Annotated in this window: 16 protein-coding genes and 1 pseudogene; 6 read left to right on the plus strand and 11 right to left on the minus strand. The window is 65.1% G+C overall.

What is annotated here, in order from left to right:
* Positions 1 to 246 (plus strand): annotated as a pseudogene (locus ACLV8F_RS07025) (hypothetical protein); the annotation flags it as partial.
* Between the two features lie 36 nt (positions 247 to 282).
* Here the strand turns inward: ACLV8F_RS07025 and ACLV8F_RS07030 are convergent.
* The 5 genes from ACLV8F_RS07030 to ACLV8F_RS07050 all read right to left on the minus strand — a co-directional run bounded on the left by ACLV8F_RS07030 (position 283) and on the right by ACLV8F_RS07050 (position 7,093).
* A complete protein-coding gene (locus ACLV8F_RS07030) occupies positions 283 to 1,581 on the minus strand; it encodes a glycosyltransferase (protein ID WP_411883524.1) in 1,299 nt (432 codons plus the stop codon).
* A 308-nt stretch (positions 1,582 to 1,889) separates the two neighbouring features.
* Positions 1,890 to 3,221 carry a phosphoglucosamine mutase gene (glmM, locus tag ACLV8F_RS07035; RefSeq protein ID WP_411883525.1) on the minus strand — a complete coding sequence of 444 codons (1,332 nt, stop codon included), beginning with the start codon at positions 3,219 to 3,221 and terminating at the stop codon, positions 1,890 to 1,892.
* Between the two features lie 85 nt (positions 3,222 to 3,306).
* Positions 3,307 to 4,164 carry a dihydropteroate synthase gene (gene folP, locus ACLV8F_RS07040; RefSeq protein WP_411883526.1) on the minus strand — a complete coding sequence of 286 codons (858 nt, stop codon included), beginning with the start codon at positions 4,162 to 4,164 and terminating at the stop codon, positions 3,307 to 3,309.
* An 85-nt stretch (positions 4,165 to 4,249) separates the two neighbouring features.
* Positions 4,250 to 6,172 carry an ATP-dependent zinc metalloprotease FtsH gene (ftsH, locus tag ACLV8F_RS07045; protein WP_411883527.1) on the minus strand — a complete coding sequence of 641 codons (1,923 nt, stop codon included), beginning with the start codon at positions 6,170 to 6,172 and terminating at the stop codon, positions 4,250 to 4,252.
* 153 nt (positions 6,173 to 6,325) lie between these two features.
* Positions 6,326 to 7,093: an RlmE family RNA methyltransferase gene (locus tag ACLV8F_RS07050; RefSeq protein WP_411883528.1), complete on the minus strand. Its 768-nt coding sequence runs from the start codon at positions 7,091 to 7,093 to the stop codon at positions 6,326 to 6,328.
* Between the two features lie 42 nt (positions 7,094 to 7,135).
* Here ACLV8F_RS07050 and ACLV8F_RS07055 point away from each other — a divergent pair, with 42 nt between their 5' ends.
* The 3 genes from ACLV8F_RS07055 (at position 7,136) to ACLV8F_RS07065 (ending at position 10,531) form a co-directional block, all read left to right on the plus strand.
* On the plus strand, positions 7,136 to 7,612 hold the full coding sequence (locus ACLV8F_RS07055) for a YhbY family RNA-binding protein (RefSeq protein ID WP_411879941.1): 477 nt from the start codon (positions 7,136 to 7,138) through the stop codon (positions 7,610 to 7,612).
* A 124-nt stretch (positions 7,613 to 7,736) separates the two neighbouring features.
* Complete coding sequence (locus ACLV8F_RS07060; RefSeq protein ID WP_411883529.1) at positions 7,737 to 9,797, plus strand: M3 family metallopeptidase; 2,061 nt, start codon at positions 7,737 to 7,739, stop codon at positions 9,795 to 9,797.
* A 77-nt stretch (positions 9,798 to 9,874) separates the two neighbouring features.
* The gene (locus tag ACLV8F_RS07065; RefSeq protein ID WP_411883530.1) at positions 9,875 to 10,531 is read left to right on the plus strand and encodes a glutaredoxin family protein; all 657 of its coding nucleotides are present in this window, start codon (positions 9,875 to 9,877) and stop codon (positions 10,529 to 10,531) included.
* Positions 10,532 to 10,597: 66 nt separating this feature from the next.
* Here the strand turns inward: ACLV8F_RS07065 and rpiA are convergent, their stop codons facing one another.
* On the minus strand, positions 10,598 to 11,269 hold the full coding sequence (rpiA, locus tag ACLV8F_RS07070) for a ribose-5-phosphate isomerase RpiA (RefSeq protein ID WP_411883531.1): 672 nt from the start codon (positions 11,267 to 11,269) through the stop codon (positions 10,598 to 10,600).
* A 126-nt stretch (positions 11,270 to 11,395) separates the two neighbouring features.
* Here rpiA and ACLV8F_RS07075 point away from each other — a divergent pair, with 126 nt between their 5' ends.
* Positions 11,396 to 12,448, plus strand: a complete 1,053-nt coding sequence (locus ACLV8F_RS07075) for a quinone-dependent dihydroorotate dehydrogenase (RefSeq protein WP_411883532.1) — start codon at positions 11,396 to 11,398, stop codon at positions 12,446 to 12,448.
* On the opposite strand, the gene xth is transcribed toward ACLV8F_RS07075, so the two are convergent.
* Positions 12,445 to 13,263, minus strand: coding sequence for an exodeoxyribonuclease III (gene xth / locus ACLV8F_RS07080; protein WP_411883533.1), 819 nt, complete (start codon positions 13,261 to 13,263; stop codon positions 12,445 to 12,447). The genes ACLV8F_RS07075 and xth overlap by 4 nt on opposite strands.
* 18 nt (positions 13,264 to 13,281) lie before the next feature.
* Positions 13,282 to 13,524: a hypothetical protein gene (locus ACLV8F_RS07085; protein WP_411883534.1), complete on the minus strand. Its 243-nt coding sequence runs from the start codon at positions 13,522 to 13,524 to the stop codon at positions 13,282 to 13,284.
* Positions 13,525 to 13,661: 137 nt separating this feature from the next.
* On the opposite strand from ACLV8F_RS07085, the gene ACLV8F_RS07090 reads away from it, so the two are divergent.
* Positions 13,662 to 15,788, plus strand: a complete 2,127-nt coding sequence (locus tag ACLV8F_RS07090; protein WP_411883535.1) for an FAD-dependent oxidoreductase — start codon at positions 13,662 to 13,664, stop codon at positions 15,786 to 15,788.
* A 53-nt stretch (positions 15,789 to 15,841) separates the two neighbouring features.
* Here the strand turns inward: ACLV8F_RS07090 and ACLV8F_RS07095 are convergent, their stop codons facing one another.
* From ACLV8F_RS07095 to ACLV8F_RS07105, 3 genes are all read right to left on the minus strand, one after another.
* Positions 15,842 to 16,255: a hypothetical protein gene (locus ACLV8F_RS07095; protein ID WP_411883536.1), complete on the minus strand. Its 414-nt coding sequence runs from the start codon at positions 16,253 to 16,255 to the stop codon at positions 15,842 to 15,844.
* Positions 16,256 to 16,398: 143 nt separating this feature from the next.
* Positions 16,399 to 16,608, minus strand: coding sequence for a DUF3820 family protein (locus tag ACLV8F_RS07100; RefSeq protein ID WP_007873974.1), 210 nt, complete (start codon positions 16,606 to 16,608; stop codon positions 16,399 to 16,401).
* 16 nt (positions 16,609 to 16,624) lie between these two features.
* Positions 16,625 to 16,981 (minus strand): translation initiation factor Sui1, encoded by a 357-nt coding sequence (locus tag ACLV8F_RS07105; RefSeq protein ID WP_411883537.1) that lies wholly within the window; start codon positions 16,979 to 16,981, stop codon positions 16,625 to 16,627.
* Positions 16,982 to 17,092: the final 111 nt, after the last annotated feature.

The raw sequence follows: 17,092 nt of genomic DNA on the forward strand, positions 1-17,092 counted from the left end.
AGCCTGGACGACGCCTTCGGCCCGGTTCGCATGCGGGTCGGCATGAAGAGCGCCAAAGGCAAGCCCAAGGCCATGGCGGCCAGCACCACCGTGTCCATCCTCCGGTTCATGGCCAGGCTGATACGCGCAAGGCTGGACGGCAGCTACAAGAAGACGGCCTTTTTTGACCCGGAGACGGGAACGCCGCGTGCCTCGCCCAAGGTGCTCACGCCGGATGAGCGGGCTCGTTTGATGGAGGCCGTTTAGGCCCCTGTCCTCAAGCAAGGCTCAGGAGCGTACCGTCTACGCCTGAACTTGCCCCGAAGCCTCCTCGACCAGCGCCAGCAACTCAGGCAGGCAGCGGGTGGCAAGGTCAAAGCGCGCCAGCATGGCCTGGCGCGCCGCATGGCCCAGGTGCGCATGGGCGGCCGGGTCGGCAAGCACCGCCACAACGGTATCGGCCAACGCCCCCGCGTCAAAAAAATCAAACAGCAAGCCGTTGACGCCGTGCGCCATGACCTCCTCGACAGGCGCGGTCCGGCTGGCGACCACCACACAGCCCGCGCTCATGGCCTCCAGGCAGCTCCATGAGAGGACGAAGGGATAGGTCAGGTACACATGGCAGCGTGACACCTGCAACAGCGCAAGGTAGCGGGCGTAAGGCAGTGTCCCGACGAAATGCACGCGGTCCATCGGCAGCTGGCCGCCGACTTCCTTGAGCAGGGCCTCGCGCCAGGTGCCGCCGCCCGAAGGTTTGGCGCCGTAGCTCACCTCGTCCCCGCCGACCAGCACACAATGCGCATGAGGCCGCGCCGCCAGTATGGCCGGCAAGACCCGCATGAAGATGTGAAAGCCCCGGTAGGGCTCCAGGTTGCGGTTGATGAAGGTCAGGACTTCGTCGCCGGGCTTGAACTGCAGGCCTTTGTCCGGCAGGGAGAAGCGCGCATCGGGATCCGGCCTGGCGCGGCCCGTGTCTATGCCGTCGTGGACGATGCGCACCTTGCCGCGGTATTCCAGCGGCACCTGGCGGCGCTGCCACTCGGTGGGTGCATAGGCCGCGTCGGCGGCGCTCAGCGCGTGGATCAGCGCGGTATTTTTCAGGCGCAGCAGGGAACGCGCCGAGCGGTTTTCACGGTAAAACTCGGGGTCGAAATCGAAATCGCTTCCCCGCGCGGCGTAATAGAACTCGGAGAACACCATGAGCCGGGCGTCGGGCCAGATGTCCTTGCAGAACAGCGCTTCGCCCCAGCCGGGGTGCGCGATGACAAGATCGGGTGTCCATCCCCCATCGGCGAGCTTGCCCATCGCCTGCGCGCAGGCCATGCCGCGCATCAGCTTGGCCTCGAAATCACGGACCAGCACCACATGGCTGGGAGTTTTCAATGCTTGAGGCCGGTAGCGCAGCACCTGGACACCTTCCACCGGCCGCGGCGTGACGCCCAGCCCCAGGACCTCATGACCCTGCGCCGCCAGGGCCCTGGCCACGTGGACGAACTGCCCGGGGAAATTCTGGTGGATGAACAGGTAACGGCGCCGCGGTGGCGTCGTCGGCCTGGATGGTTTGTGCTCAAGATCAAGGAAGGCGGAAGTCCTGGGCTTCATGGCGTGAATGGCGTTGAAGGGCTTCAGTGGGCCCAACCGCCAGGTGTGGCGATGCTGACGCACGGCGGACGCGGGTCCGGGTGGTGCGGGCAAAGCCGGCGCGGCTGGGAGCCTGGCCTTCGAGCCGGAGACATGGAAAACGGCGGCCGGCCGAAAGCTGAAATTCAGGCTATCAGCGCGGCTCAGCCACCCATTCGCAAATTGTCTTGCCCTGGACAATCTTTGTAGGATTTTGCGAACTCTCCGCTACCCGCCCATGTTGGGAGTTCCGGGCCGCCCGCCCGGACAGGGCTGATGGACGGTTAGCCTCAGGACCGCACGGTGTCCGCCACGCGCTCGGCGCAGCTTTTGGCCTGGGCGGCGTCGCGCGCCTCGACCATCACGCGCAGCAGCGGCTCAGTGCCGCTGGCGCGTATCAACACGCGGCCGGTGTCGCCGAGTTCGGCTTCCACCGTTTGCGTCATGGCAGCCAGCGCCTTGCTGGCCTTCCAGTCCTGGCCGGGCTTGAGGCGCACGTTGATGAGTGTCTGCGGGAACAGCACGACCTCGCCCAGCAGCTGGGCGATGGTCTTGCCGCTGCGCACGCAGGCCTGCAGCACCTGCAGCGCGCTGATCAGGCCGTCGCCGGTGGTGTGTTTGTCAAGCGCCAGCAGATGGCCCGAGCCCTCGCCGCCCAACAGCCAGCCGCGCTTGTCGAGCTCTTCGAGCACATAGCGGTCGCCGACCTTGGCGCGCACGAATTCGACGCCTTTTTTCTTGAGCGCGACTTCAACGGCCATGTTGGTCATCAGCGTGCCGACGGTACCGGGCACTTTTTCGCCGCGCGCCAGCCGTTCGTTGACCATGAGGAAGAGCACCTCGTCGCCGTTGAAGAGGCGGCCGTCGGCGTCCACCATCTGCAGCCGGTCGGCGTCGCCGTCGAGCGCGATGCCGTAGTGGGCCTTGTTGGCCTTGACGGCCTTGATCAGCGCATCGGGGTGCGTGGCGCCGACTTCGTGGTTGATGTTCAGGCCGTCGGGCGCGCAACCGATGGCGATGACCTCCGCGCCCAGTTCATGGAACACCATGGGCGCGATGTGGTACGCCGCGCCGTGGGCGCCGTCGACCACGATCTTCAGGCCCTTGAGCGTGAGGTCGTTGGCAAAAGTGCTTTTGCAGAATTCGATGTAGCGGCCGGCCGCGTCGTCCAGGCGGCGCGCCTTGCCCAGGGAGGCCGAATCGGCCCAGACGGGCGGCTCTTCGAGCGCGGCTTCCACGGCGAACTCCCAAGCGTCGTCGAGCTTGGTGCCCTGGGCGCTGAAAAACTTGATGCCGTTGTCGGGATAGGCGTTGTGGCTGGCGCTGATGACCACGCCCAGGCTGGCGCGCTGGGCCCGCGTGAGGTAGGCCACGCCGGGGGTGGGCAGCGGCCCGAGCAGCACGACGTCGACGCCGGCGGAGTTGAAGCCCGATTCGAGCGCGCTTTCAAGCATGTAGCCGGAGATGCGGGTGTCCTTGCCGATCAACACCGTGGGGCGCGATTCGGTGCGGCGCAATACGCGGCCCACGGCATGCGCCAGGCGCAGCACGAAGTCGGGGGTGATGGGTGGCTGTCCCACCGTACCGCGAATGCCGTCGGTGCCGAAGTATTTTCTGGTCATTGGTTTTGTCCCTGTGGAGCTTGTTGTTCTGGAAATGTGGGGCTATTTTAGGGTGCGCCGCCCTGCCCGCCTGTCATCCAGGGGCTCAGCTTGCCGCCGCCCAAACTTTTAAGGCCTGAACGGTTTCTTTCACGTCGTGTACGCGCACGATGCGGGCACCGCGGTCCACCGCCAGCAGGGCTGCCGCGACGCTGGGCACCATGCGGTCGGCCACGTCGAGCTGGGCCACGGCGGCCAGCGATGTGGCGGTGACGGCGGCGAGGGACGACTTGCGTGACCAGGCAGCCAGCAACGGGTAACCTGCGGCCAGGAATTCCCGCTGGCGCGCCAGCAGCGCGAAGTTCTGCGCCACGGTTTTGCCGAAACCCACGCCCACATCGAGCACGATGCGGGACTGATCGACACCCGCCGCCAGCAGGCCGGCCGCGGCCGTCTCAAGAAAGGCCAGCACCTGCGGCACCACGTCGCCTTCCATGGGCGCGACCTGCATGGTCTGCGGCTCGCGGTGCATGTGCATCAGGCAGACGCCGCAGCCGGGGTGTTTGGCCACCACTTCGGCCGCGCCGGGCTTGCGCAGGGCCCAGATGTCGTTGATGACGTCGGCGCCCAGGTCCAGCGCAGCCTGCATCACCTCGGGTTTGTAGGTGTCGATGGACAGCGGCACACCCAGCCTGGCCGCGTGGCGCACCACCGGCAGCACGCGCGCAAGTTCTTCGTCCAGCGGCACCGGCGGCGCGCCGGGCCGGGTCGATTCGCCGCCTATGTCCAGCAGGTCGGCGCCGTCCTTGAGCAGCCTGTCGCAATGGGCGAACACGCCGGCAAAGCCGCCGCCCTCGGTGAAGTACTTGCCGCCGTCGGAAAACGAGTCGGGCGTGACGTTGACGATGCCCATGACGCGGGGCTTCGAAAGGTCAATTTGAAAGCGGGAGGTTTGCCAGATCATGGTTTGTCCTCGGAAATAAAAAAAACCGGGGACTGGCCCCGGTTATGGCGACTGACTGGCAGTCACATTGTGTGAATCACCGGCCTCAGGCCACGGTGGGCGCCGGGTCGGTGCTGACGGCCGGCGTGCCGCCCGTGGGGCCGCCACCGCCGCCGACGGAGGAGTTGCGCGGCGTCCAGTCCTTGGGCGGGCGCGGCTCCTTGCCGGCCATGATGTCGTCGAGCTGGTCCATGTCGATGGTTTCCCATTCGAGCAGGGCCTTGGCCATGGCGTGCATCTTGTCCTGGTTTTCCTCGATCAGCTTGCGCGCCAGGGCGTATTGCTGGTCGATGATGCGGCGCACTTCGCCGTCGACCTTTTGCAGGGTCGACTCGCTCATGTTGTTGGTCTTGGTAACCGAGCGGCCCAGGAAGACTTCGCCTTCGTTTTCGGCGTAGACCATGGGACCAAGGGCTTCCGTCATGCCGTAGCGCGTGACCATGTCGCGGGCGAGGGCCGTGGCGCGTTCAAAGTCGTTGCTGGCGCCGGTCGTCATCTGGTTCATGAAGACCTCTTCGGCGATGCGGCCGCCGAACAGCATGCTGATCTGGCTCAGCATGTACTCGCGGTCGTAGCTGTAGCGGTCCTGCGCCGGCAGGCTCATGGTCACGCCCAGTGCGCGGCCGCGCGGGATGATGGTGACCTTGTGGACCGGGTCGCACTTGGGCAGCATCTTGCCGAGCAGCGCGTGGCCGGACTCGTGGTAGGCCGTGTTGCGGCGCTCTTCCTCGGGCATGACCATGCTCTTGCGCTCGGGGCCCATGAGGATCTTGTCCTTGGCTTTTTCGAAGTCCTGCATCTCGACGGTGCGGGCATTGCGGCGCGCGGCCATCAGGGCGGCTTCGTTGCAGAGGTTGGCCAGGTCGGCGCCGGACATGCCGGGCGTGCCGCGGGCGATCACGCTGGCGTTCACGTCCTGGCCCAGCGGGACCTTGCGCATGTGCACGTTGAGGATCTGTTCGCGGCCGCGGATGTCGGGCAGCGTCACGTAGACCTGGCGGTCGAAGCGGCCGGGGCGCAGCAAGGCGGCGTCCAGGATGTCGGGGCGGTTGGTGGCGGCCACCACGATCACGCCGACGTTGGTTTCAAAGCCGTCCATCTCGACCAGCATCTGGTTGAGGGTCTGCTCGCGTTCGTCGTTGCCGCCGCCCAGGCCGGCGCCGCGCTGGCGGCCGACCGCGTCGATTTCATCGATGAAGATGATGCAGGGGGCGTTTTTCTTGGCGTTCTCGAACATGTCGCGCACACGGGCCGCGCCCACGCCGACGAACATTTCAACGAAATCGGAACCGGAAATCGAGAAGAAAGGCACTTTGGCTTCGCCGGCGATGCCTTTGGCCAGCAGGGTCTTGCCGGTGCCCGGAGGGCCGACCAGCAACAGGCCGCGCGGAATACGGCCGCCCAGTTTCTGGAATTTCTGCGGGTCTTTGAGGAAGTCGACGACTTCCTTGACCTCTTCCTTGGCTTCGTCGCAGCCGGCGACGTCGGCGAAGGTGACGGGATTGGTGGACTCGTCCAGCATGCGCGCCTTGGACTTGCCGAAGCTGAAAGCCCCGCCCTTGCCGCCGCCCTGCATCTGCCGCATGAAGTAGATCCATACGCCTATCAGCAGCAGCATGGGACCCCAGCTGATCAGCAGCGAGGTGAGCAAGGAGGTTTCTTCGCGGGGCTTGACGTCGAACTTGACGTCGTTGGCGATCAGGTCGCCGACCAGGCCGCGGTCGAGGTAGGTGGCGGTGGTGCGGATTTTTCGGTCATCGATGGTGGTGGCCGAGATTTCGGTGCCGCCCTGGCCTTCGGCGATGGTCGCCGCCTTGATGCGCTTGCCGCGCACTTCTTCCAGGAACTCGGAGTAACCCAGGTAGTTGGAACCGGCGCCGCCACGTGTATCAAATTGCTTGAATACGGTGAACAGCACCATGGCGATCACCAGCCAGATTGCAATTTTGGAAAACCACTGATTGTTCAAGGACTACTCCGGTGTAAGAACAAAAGTCACATGCGCCTGATTTTAGGCGTTTCAAGGGCAAAAACCGGGTTTTCCGGTCCCGGCCCTTGGTTTAAAGCGGGATTAAGGGCTCCGACCGCGTGACATTTGCCACCGCGATGGGCCCGGATGCACTCATTGTGGGGCCTGGGCGCTCTTTTTCAGCCCCCGGCCGACCAGAAAGGTTTCCGACGAACCGGGCCGCGAGGCTTTGGGCTTGACGGGTTTGACGAGCTTGAAGGTGTCCCGAAAGAGTTTGACGAGCTGGTCGTAGCCGCTGCCGTGAAAGAGTTTCACCACCAGCGTGCCGTCCGGCTTCATGCGGTTCTGGGCGAATTCAACGGCCAGTTCAATCAAATGGGCGATGCGGGCGGCGTCCGCCGACTCAATGCCCGACAGGTTGGGCGCCATGTCGGAAATCACCACGTCCACCCGGACCTGCCCCTCGGGCGTGGCCAGGGCTTCTTCGAGCTGTTGCAGCACCTCGGCTTCGCGGAAGTCGCCCTGGATGAAAGTCACGCCCTCGATAGGCTCCATGGGCAGCAAATCGAGCCCGATGATGCGGCCATTGAGCGTGCCGGCCGCCGCGCCTGTGGGCGAAAGCCGGCGCCGCACGTACTGGCTCCAGGCGCCGGGCGTGCTGCCCAGGTCGACCACGCAGTCGCCGGGCTTCACCAGGCCGAAGGTTTCGTCGATTTCCTTCAATTTGTAAGCTGCGCGCGCCCGGTAACCCTCTTTCTGCGCCAGTTTGACGTAAGGATCGTTGATGTGCTCGTGCAGCCAGGCCTTGTTGACTTTTCCCTTGCCGCCGGCCTTCACCGCGGTTTTACCGGCGGCCTTGGCGGCGGCCTTGGCATCGGTCTGGACGCCGGGTTTAAAACCGGTCTTGGCATTTACTTTCATGGGGCCTATTGTCCTCTCCCCGACTCGCCCGATAATTGGGCCATGGCTCAAATACAACTTACCCCCGCCCAGCGCAAGGATCACCGCGCCGATGCTCACCACCTGAACGCGGTCGTGATGATCGGATCCGACGGCCTGACCCCCGCCGTCAAGAAGGAAACCGACGCCGCGCTCAACGCCCACGGGCTCATCAAGGTGCGGGTGCAGTCCGACGACCGCGCCGGCCGCGAGGAGATCTTCCAGACCCTGGCCGACGAACTCAACGCCGCGCCCATCCAGCACATCGGCAAGCTGCTGGTGCTGTGGCGCCCCATGCCACCCAAGGAAAAAAAGGTCAATGAAGACCGCATGCCCGGCCCGCGCGACGTCAAGGTGCTGAAAAACAGCTCGCGCTACGGCCAGCGGCCCGAGGTCAAAACCCTGCGCGTGCTGGGCAACCAGCGCCTCACGCCGGGCGGCACCGTCAAGCGCGCCAAAAAACCCCAGCTCAAAAGCGCCAAGAAAAGCGCGCAAGGCTGACCCGCCCGCCCTGCCGTGGCGCCCAAGGGCGCCACGGGGCCGACATGGCCCCCATAGGCACATTCTCCCCGGCCGCGCGGCTCCAGGCCTTTAGATTCGAGACTTCCGCCCACAGCTATACGTCATGACCAATCCACTCCTCGATTTTTCCGACCTCCCGCTGTTTGACCGGGTCCAGCCCGAACATGTGGGTCCCGCTGTCGACGAACTGATGGCCAAGGCCGATGCGGCACTCGAAACCGTCACCGCGCCGGACTTCCCGGCCACCTGGACCGGTATCGCCCGCGTGCTGGACGTGGCCACCGAAAACCTGGGCCGCGCCTGGGGCGCCGTGAGCCACCTCAACAGCGTGGCGGACACGCCCGAGCTGCGCGCCGCCTACAACGCCGCCCTGCCGCGCTGGAGCGAGTTCACAACGCGACTCGCTGCCGACGAGCGTCTCTATGCCAAATACAAAGCGATTGACGTCAGCACACTGAACGCCGAACAGCGCCAAGCCCACAAGAACACGATTCGCAACTTTGTACTTTCAGGTGCGGAGTTGCAGGGCGCAGAGCGTGAGCGCTACACGGAAATCCAGGAGCGACAAGCCGAGTTGAGCCAGAAATTTAGCGAAAACGTGCTGGACGCGAAAGAAGCCTTTTCCTATTACGCAGCTGATGTAGAAATTAAGGGTATTCCCCCTGACATTTTGGAAGCGGCTCGCGAAAAAGCAATCGCCGATGGGAAAGCTGGTTATAAGTTCACCTTACAACTGCCAAGCTATTTGCCAGTATTGCAGTTCGCTGAGAGCAGCACGTTACGCCAGCGGCTACATACGGCATATGTCACGTTAGCCAGCGACCAAGCTCCGCCGGAGTTCAGCAAATTCGACAACAGCGCGATCATGAAGGAAATCCTCGCGCTGCGCCTCGAGGAAGCCAGGCTGCTGGGCTACAACAACTTCGGCGAAGTATCGGTGGTGGCCAAGATGGCCAAGTCGCCCGACGAAGTCATCTCCTTTTTGCGCGACCTGGCCCGCCGCGCGCGCCCTTATGCCGAAAAAGACGTAGCCGACCTGCGCGCCTTCGCCGCCAGCCAGATGAACCTGGCGGATATCCAGCCCTGGGACTACGCCTACGTCGGCGAAAAGCTCAAGGAAGCGCGCTATGCCTTCAGCGAGCAGGAAGTCAAACAGTACTTCACCGCACCCAAGGTGCTGGCCGGCCTGTTCAAGATTGTCGAAACCCTGTTTGAAGTCGCCATCCGCAAGGACTCCGCACCGGTGTGGAAGCCCGGCGTGGAGTTCTACCGCATTGAACGCGGCGGCGAACTCGTCGGCCAGTTCTACCTCGACCAGCCGGCCCGCACCGGCAAACGCGGCGGCGCCTGGATGGACGACGTGCGCGCCCGCTGGCTGCGCCCCGACACCGGCAAGCTGCAAACCCCGGTGGCCCACCTGGTGTGCAATTTCGCCGACGGTGTGGGCGGCAAACCGGCGCTGCTCACGCATGACGACGTGACCACGCTGTTCCACGAATTCGGCCACGGCCTGCACCACATGCTCACGCAGGTCAACGAGCACGACGTGTCCGGCATCAGCGGCGTCGAGTGGGACGCGGTCGAGCTGCCCAGCCAGTTCATGGAAAACTTCTGCTGGGAATGGGACGTGCTCAAGCACATGACGGCGCACGTCGACACCGGCGCGCCGCTGCCGCGCGCCCTGTTTGACAAAATGCTGGCCGCCAAGAACTTCCAGAGCGGCATGCAGACGCTGCGCCAGGTCGAGTTCTCGCTGTTCGACATGCTGCTGCACACCTCGCACAACCCCGCCGACGACCTGATGGGCCTGCTGGCCGAAGTGCGCAAGGAAGTGGCCGTGATCCCCTCGCCGGCCTACAGCCGCACCGCACACACATTCAGTCACATTTTTTCTGGTGGCTATGCGGCAGGCTATTACAGCTACAAGTGGGCGGAAGTGCTGTCGGCCGACGCTTACGCCGCTTTTGAGGAAGCCGCTACAGCCACCCCCTCTCCTTCGGGAGACGATGCGGGAAAAACCACGGTCACGGTGGAAACCGGCAGAAAATACCGCAAGGCCATCCTCGAGACAGGCGGAAGCCGCCCCGCCATGGAGTCCTTCAAGGCCTTCCGCGGCCGCGAACCGTCGATAGACGCCCTGTTGCGTCATCAGGGCATGGCCTGAAAACGTTAGTAGACTTATCAGACTTCCAATTTCTGGATGATTTGTCTTTTATCCCTGCAACCGGAGCGACTGGAACCATGAAAACAAACGCTGTGAAATCTTTGGCGCCGAATGGCTTGCTGGCCTTGACCCTTATCGCCGGCAGTCTTTTTTCACCCCTGTCGCAGGCCCAGCAGGTCTACCGCATCATCGGGGCTGACGGCAAGGTCACTTTTTCCGACAAGCCGCCGCCTGCGGCCAGCACCGGCAAAATCAGCACGGCCAACACCGGCGGTTCCGGCGGTGCGGCTTCCACCGGCCTTCCTTTTGAATTGAGGCAAGTCGCCAGCAAATACCCGGTGACCCTGTACTCCGGCGAAAACTGCGGTCCCTGCGGCGCCGCCCGCGCCATGCTGGTAAACCGCGGAGTCCCATTTTCCGAAAGAACGGTCACCACGAGCGATGACATCAAGGCCCTCCAGCGCATCAGCGGCGACGCCTCGGTGCCCTTTGCCACCATAGGCGGCCAGCAACTCAAGGGCTTTTCCGACGTGGAATGGACCCAGTTCCTCAATGCCGCCGGTTATCCCGCCACGTCGGTATTGCCGCCCAGCTACCGTCCGCCGGCAGCTGCGCCCCTGGTAAGCGTCGCGGCACCCCCTCCAGCTGCCCCGGCCGCTCGCCCCGCCGCTGCGCCTGAAGCTGTAGCCCCTCCGCCACCGGCAGGGGACAACCCGGCCGGCATCAAGTTTTAAGCAGGGCTTCTTTTTTGAAACGCCGGGCAGCGCCCGGCGTTTTGCCGTCCGGGCTTGAATCGGGGTTTAAAACACCAGCGTCTTGACGCCACCCGGCGCGCCCAGCAGGCACACATGGGCTTTCTGGAAGGCGAACACCCCCACCGTCACCACGCCCGGCCACTGGTTGACCTGCGACTCAAAGGCCAGCGGGTCGGCGATCTTCAGGCCGGTCACGTCCAGGATGTGCTGGCCGTTGTCGGTTACCAGCGGGTTGCCGTCTTTCAGGCGCAGCACGGCCTTGCCGCCCAGCGCCGCGAACTGCCGCGCGATGCGTTTGGCGGCCATGGGAATCACTTCCACCGGCAGCGGGAAGCCGCCCAGCACAGCCACCAGCTTGGACTCGTCGGCGATGCAGACGAACTTGCGCGACTGGGCGGCCACGATCTTCTCGCGCGTCAGCGCCGCGCCGCCGCCCTTGACCATGTAACCCGCGTTGTCGATCTCATCGGCACCGTCGATGTAGACCCCCAGCTCGTCCACTTCCGTCGCGTCGAACACCTTGATGCCCAGGGCCTGCAGGCGTTCGGTGGAAGCGACCGAGCTGGACACCGCGCCGGCGATGCGGTCCTTCATGGTGGCCAGGGCGTCTATGAATTTGTTGACGGTGGAGCCGGTGCCGACGCCGACGATGCTGCCTTCTTCGACGTAGTGCAGGGCCGCCTGGCCGACCAGGGTTTTGAGTTCGTCTTGGGTCATGGGGTGTTGGAAGTGTTGGAGGGGATGGAGGGCGGGAGGGGTAAATGGCGGTTTTGCGACAATCAAGACTCTTGCCCGGGCTTGCACCGCACCGGGCCGTCACAGCCACTTGCCCCGAATTATCCAATGTCCCTGCTCCCCTACGCCCTGGCCCGCCCCTTTTTATTTGGGCTTGATCCCGAAACCGCCCATGAGCTGACCATGGCCTCGCTGGCGCGCACCCAGGGCACGCCGCTGGCACTGGCCTACCTGTCCAGCCGCGTCAGCGACCCGATTGAGCTGGCCGGCCTCAAATTTCCCAATCGCGTGGGCCTGGCCGCCGGGCTGGACAAAAACGCCCGCTGCATAGACGGCCTGGCCGCCATGGGTTTCGGTTTTGTCGAAGTCGGCACCGTCACCCCCAAGGGCCAGCCCGGCAACCCCAAGCCGCGCATGTTCCGCCTGCCCGAGGCCAACGCGCTCATCAACCGCCTGGGCTTCAACAACGAAGGCCTGGACGCCTTCCTGGCTAACGTGCGGCGCGCCAGCGTGCGCAAGCCCGGCGCGCAGGGCGGCTTGCTGCTGGGCCTGAACATCGGCAAGAACGCAGCCACGCCGATTGAAAACGCGGTGGACGACTACCTGATCTGCCTGGACGGCGTCTACCCGCATGCCGACTACGTCACCGTCAACATTTCCAGCCCCAACACCCAGAATCTGCGTGCGCTGCAAAGCGACGAGGCGCTGGACGCCCTGCTGGGCCGCATCGCTGAACGCCGCGAGGCCCTGGCCACGCAGCACGGCAAGCGTGTGCCGATTTTCGTGAAGATCGCGCCCGACCTGGACGAAGCCCAGGTCGCGGTGATCGCCGCCACGCTCAAGCGCCATGCCATGGACGGCGTGGTCGCCACCAACACCACGCTGGCCCGCGATGCGGTCAAGGGCATGCGCCACGCCGAGGAAGCCGGTGGCCTGAGCGGCGCGCCGGTGCTGGAAGCCAGCAACCGCGTCATCGCGCAGTTGCGCGCGGCACTGGGCAAGGGTTTTCCCATCATCGGCGTGGGCGGCGTTTTGAGCGGCGCCGACGCCGTCTCCAAAATCAAGGCCGGCGCCGACGTGGTGCAGATCTACACCGGGCTGATCTACAAGGGCCCGGAACTCGTCACCCAGGCCGCGCAGGCGATCAAGAAGGGCCGTTAGGCCTTAGGCGCCGCGCGCTTTTTCGGCGCGGATTTTTTAGCCACCGCCCCCAATTCCACCCACACAGGCGCATGGTCGCTGGCATGTTCCTGCCCGCGCACCCAGCTGTCCACGCCGGCAGCCTTCAGGCGCGGCGCGAGTTCCGCGTTCAGCAGGATATGGTCTATGCGCAGCCCCGCGTTGCGCTGCCAGTGCTGGCGAAAGTAATCCCAGAAGGTGTAGATGCGCTCCTCGGGGTGCAGCTTGCGCAGGCTGTCCACCCAGCCCTGCGCCAGCAGTTTTTCATACGCCGCACGGCTTTCGGGCTGCATCAGCGCGTCGCGCTGCCATGACTTGGGCTTGTACACGTCCAGGTCTGTCGGGATCACATTGAAGTCGCCCATCAGCGCCACCGGATGGCCCGAGGCATACAGAGCCTTGGCATGCTTATGAAGGCGGCTGAACCAGGCCAGCTTGTACTCAAACTTCGGCCCCGGCTGCGGGTTGCCGTTGGGCAGGTAGAGGCAGGCCACCACGATGCCGTCCACCGCGGCTTCGAGGTAGCGGCTCTGGTCGTCGGCCGGGTCACCCGGCAGTTCGCGGCGTATCTCCACCGGCGCCTGGCCTTTGGCGAGGATGGCCACGCCGTTCCAGGAACGCTGGCCTTTCCACAGCGCTTCATAGCCTGCTTCGCGCAAAGCCTGGTGCGGAAACATGCCGTCCAGCGCCTTGAGCTCCTGCAGGCAGACCACGTCCGGCGCGTCCTTCTCCAGCCACGCCAGCAGCTGCGGCAAACGCGTCTTGATGCCGTTGACGTTGAAGGTCGCGAGTTTCATCGGGCCATCACACGCCGGTTAAACGCCTGGTGAAGGTTTTCCCCGCGGTGTGCGCCGGAAAGCCTCGGCGCCGCCGCTGCCGCCGCCATCCGGGAAGCTGTGCTGCTTGAGCCCGCCACCCTCCCCGGGCTTTACCGGGTTTTCAATCAAGGTGCTGGCGTCATTGCCGTCGGCTGCGTCGTCCGGCTCGCTGTGGGGTGGATGCGGCACGGTCGCGCCTTCGCCGGTCTTGGCGCGTGTGGGGCTGGTGTTTTTGGGCATGGCTTCAAGGTAGCAGTACCGCCCTGCCCCGCGTGTCGGACAACACCGCAAGGGCTTCAGGGTAAGCACCGAGCCCGCATAGAGACTGTCCCCTAGAGTACCCGCCCGGCTTTGTCGCGCCCCCCGTTGCGTCTACGATGCAGGCAGTTTTGACAGGAGACCCGCTTTTGGCCACGACCCCATCTTCCACCTTTGCCTCCGGGTCTTCCCCCTACCCCCACCTGCTCGCCCCGCTGGACCTGGGCTTCACCACGCTGAAGAACCGCGTGCTCATGGGCAGCATGCACACCGGCCTGGAAGACGGCCGCAAGCACTTCCCCGCCATGGCCGCCTACTTTGCCGAGCGCGCGCGCGGCGGCGTGGGCCTGATGGTGACCGGCGGCTTCGCGCCCAACATCGCGGGCTGGACCAAACCCTTTGCCGGCATGCTGGCGAGCACGGGCGCGGCGCGCCGCCACAAGCAGGTGACCGATGCCGTGCATGCCGAAGGCGGCAAGATCGCGCTGCAAATCCTGCACACCGGCCGCTACGGCTACCACCCGCTGTGCGTCGCGCCCTCGCGCATCCAGAGCCCGATCTCGCCCTTCACGCCGCGCGAACTCAGCGCCGGCGGCATCGAACGGCAGATACGCGCCTTCATCCGCTGCGCGCTGCTGGCCCGCGAGGGCGGCTACGACGGCGTCGAGATCATGGGCAGCGAAGGCTATTTCATCAACCAGTTCCTCGTCACCCACACCAACCAGCGCACCGACGACTGGGGCGGCAGCTACGCCAACCGCATGCGCCTGGCCGTCGAGATCGTGCGGCGCACGCGCGAAGCCGTCGGGCCCGACTTCATCATCATTTACCGCCTCTCGATGATCGACCTGATCCCCGGCGGCAGCAGCTGGGAGGAAGTCGTGCTGCTGGCCAAGGCGGTAGAGGCCGCCGGCGCGACCATCATCAACAGCGGCATTGGCTGGCACGAGGCCCGCGTGCCGACGATTGCCACCTCGGTGCCGCGCGGCGCCTTCACCTGGGTCACCCAAAAATTACGCACGGACCTGCGTGCCGCCGGCCTCACGATCCCGCTGGTCACCAGCAACCGCCTGAACATGCCCGAGGTGGCCGAGCAGGTGCTCGCCAAAGGCTGCGCCGACATGGTCAGCATGGCCCGCCCCTTCCTGGCCGACCCGGACTTCGTCAACAAGGCCGCCCAGGGGCGGCGTGACGAAATCAATACCTGCATCGCCTGCAACCAGGCCTGCCTGGACCACGCCTTCAAAGCCAAGCTGGCGAGCTGCCTTGTCAACCCGCGCGCCGGGCATGAGACCGAACTCATCATCAAGATCACCGCCGCCAAAAAACGCGTAGCCGTCATAGGCGCGGGGCCCGCGGGCCTGGCCGCCGCCACCACGCTGGCCCTGCGCGGCCACAGCGTCGATTTGTACGACGCCGCCGACAAGATAGGCGGCCAGTTCAACCTGGCCAAACGCGTGCCCGGCAAGGAAGAGTTCGAGGAAACCCTGCGCTACTTCGGCCAGCGCATCAGCGGCACCGGCGTGCGCCTGCACCTGAACACCCGCGTCAGCGCAGCCGACCTGATCGCGCAGAAGTTCGACGAGGTCGTCCTCGCCACCGGCGTCACGCCGCGCAACCCGCGCATCCCGGGGCAAGATCATCCCAAGGTGCTCAGCTACATCGACGTGCTGCTCGGCCGCCAACCCGTGGGCCAGCGGGTGGCCTTGATCGGCGCGGGCGGCATAGGTTTTGACGTGGCCGAATTCCTGGTCACGCCCGCCGGCCATTCCACCGCGCTGGACCTGCCCGCCTGGCTGGCCGAATGGGGTGTGGCCGACCCCGGCGAGGTGCGCGGCGGCGTCGTGCGCCCGCAGCCCACGCCGCCCGCGCGCCACGTCACGCTGCTGCAGCGCAAGCCCGGCAAGCTGGGCGCCGGCCTGGGCAAGACCACCGGCTGGATACACCGCGCCGCGCTCAAAATGAAAAACGTCGAGATGCTCTCGGGCGTCAACTACGAACGCATTGGCGAGCAGGACTCCGGCCTGGGCCTGTTCATCACCTTCGGCGAAAAGCGCCAGGACGGCACCGTGCTGGCCGTCGACAACATCGTGCTGTGCGCCGGCCAGGAACCGCTGCGCGAGCTGCTGGAGCCGCTGCGCGCTGCCGGCGTCAAAACACATTTGATAGGCGGCGCCGACGAGGCCAGCGAGCTGGATGCCAAGCGCGCGATTGACCAGGGGACGCGGGTGGCTGCTGCGCTTTGAGAAAGAGCCGCTCAGGCCTTTAACTCCCTCTCCCAGGGGGAGAGGGAGAAAACCTAGAAGCGCAGCAGGCTGAACACCAGCAGCCCCAACGCCATCCCAAAACTCAGCGCATGCACATTGGCCGCCATGGCGATGCGTTTCATGAGCCGCATGCCCTGCTGGTCTTTCGAACCCAGCAGGAACAGCAGGCACATCTCGCGCCGCGTCAGCGGGTCGACCACGCTGTGTTCTTTAAGCGCCTTGTGCATGGACACCGAGAGATAAAGCGCCGCCACTGAGGCGAGCAGCACGATGGGAAAAAACAGGCCGCGCACCAGCCACACCGGAAGCTGGGGCGCGAACCAGGCGCGCAGCATGTCGGCGGCGGCAAAAATCAGGAACCCCGCGGTGAAACCCAGCCATTCGTGCGTGCGGAACTTCGCCATCATTTGCCTGGCCCTGGCTTCCAGGGGCAATTCGTAACTCATGGGGGTCACCTCGTGCGGGGGCGTTGCGGCGCGTATGGCCTGGCCCGCGCGCCGGCCTGCGCGGGGTGCGAGGATTCTGCGGAGGAATGCCCGCGCTGGCAATACTGCAAATGCAGGAGGCGGCCACGGACAGCCGGGATAAATCAGCGGCGCAACGGGTCCAGCAATGGCTTCAGGCCGTTGTGGTCGATTTCCTGCATCAGCGCCAGCAGGCGGCCGATTTCGCCCTTGGGAAAGCCCTCGCGGGCGAACCAATTGAGGTAGTTGCCCGGCAGGTCGGCGATCAGCGTGCCCTTGTGTTTGCCGAAAGGCATTTCGCGAGTCACCAGCAGCAGCAAGTCCTCGGGGTTCATATATAGGCGAAAGGCCCTAGCCGCCGGCCCGTTTGGCCGCAAAGCCCTGCTTCAGCAGCGCCGCCAGCACCAGATCGCAATGGTCTCCCTGCACCTCGATGACGCCGTCTTTGGCCGTGCCACCGGAACCGCAGGCCGCCCTGAGCTGCTTGCCGAGCAGCGCCAGGGCCATGGCATCCAGCGGCAGCCCCTTGACCACCGTCACGGTCTTGCCGCCCCGGCCCTTGCTTTCACGGCTCACACGCACCGGGCCGCCCGCCGCGGGAGCTTGCGCCTGCGTGCAGGTGCAGGCCGCCACCGGCCGGCGGCAAGCGGGGCACATTCTTCCGGCTTCGGTGGAATACACCAGGCCGCCTGCGGGAGCTTGTTTCATCTAACTACGGGGATATACGGGGGAAGTTGAGCTTGCGGGCCACGCACACGGCCCTGATTTCTCGAACGATCGTTCGTAAAAGTTTGTGAACCAATTCACTAAAGACGAAAA

The organism is Polaromonas sp. YR568 (assembly GCF_943369675.1).
In the GTDB taxonomy this organism is placed as follows: domain Bacteria; phylum Pseudomonadota; class Gammaproteobacteria; order Burkholderiales; family Burkholderiaceae_C; genus Polaromonas.

What these genes read in the sequence shown, in the direction of transcription:
- ACLV8F_RS07030 (WP_411883524.1), bottom strand. Translation starts at nt 1,581, where the DNA reads ATGAAGCCCAGGACTTCCGCCTTCCTTGATCTTGAGCACAAACCATCC.
- glmM (WP_411883525.1), bottom strand. Translation starts at nt 3,221, where the DNA reads ATGACCAGAAAATACTTCGGCACCGACGGCATTCGCGGTACGGTGGGA.
- folP (WP_411883526.1), bottom strand. Translation starts at nt 4,164, where the DNA reads ATGATCTGGCAAACCTCCCGCTTTCAAATTGACCTTTCGAAGCCCCGC.
- ACLV8F_RS07050 (WP_411883528.1), bottom strand. Translation starts at nt 7,093, where the DNA reads ATGAAAGTAAATGCCAAGACCGGTTTTAAACCCGGCGTCCAGACCGAT.
- ACLV8F_RS07055 (WP_411879941.1), top strand. Translation starts at nt 7,136, where the DNA reads ATGGCTCAAATACAACTTACCCCCGCCCAGCGCAAGGATCACCGCGCC.
- ACLV8F_RS07060 (WP_411883529.1), top strand. Translation starts at nt 7,737, where the DNA reads ATGACCAATCCACTCCTCGATTTTTCCGACCTCCCGCTGTTTGACCGG.
- ACLV8F_RS07065 (WP_411883530.1), top strand. Translation starts at nt 9,875, where the DNA reads ATGAAAACAAACGCTGTGAAATCTTTGGCGCCGAATGGCTTGCTGGCC.
- rpiA (WP_411883531.1), bottom strand. Translation starts at nt 11,269, where the DNA reads ATGACCCAAGACGAACTCAAAACCCTGGTCGGCCAGGCGGCCCTGCAC.
- ACLV8F_RS07075 (WP_411883532.1), top strand. Translation starts at nt 11,396, where the DNA reads ATGTCCCTGCTCCCCTACGCCCTGGCCCGCCCCTTTTTATTTGGGCTT.
- xth (WP_411883533.1), bottom strand. Translation starts at nt 13,263, where the DNA reads ATGAAACTCGCGACCTTCAACGTCAACGGCATCAAGACGCGTTTGCCG.
- ACLV8F_RS07085 (WP_411883534.1), bottom strand. Translation starts at nt 13,524, where the DNA reads ATGCCCAAAAACACCAGCCCCACACGCGCCAAGACCGGCGAAGGCGCG.
- ACLV8F_RS07090 (WP_411883535.1), top strand. Translation starts at nt 13,662, where the DNA reads ATGCAGGCAGTTTTGACAGGAGACCCGCTTTTGGCCACGACCCCATCT.
- ACLV8F_RS07095 (WP_411883536.1), bottom strand. Translation starts at nt 16,255, where the DNA reads ATGAGTTACGAATTGCCCCTGGAAGCCAGGGCCAGGCAAATGATGGCG.
- ACLV8F_RS07100 (WP_007873974.1), bottom strand. Translation starts at nt 16,608, where the DNA reads ATGAACCCCGAGGACTTGCTGCTGCTGGTGACTCGCGAAATGCCTTTC.
- ACLV8F_RS07105 (WP_411883537.1), bottom strand. Translation starts at nt 16,981, where the DNA reads ATGAAACAAGCTCCCGCAGGCGGCCTGGTGTATTCCACCGAAGCCGGA.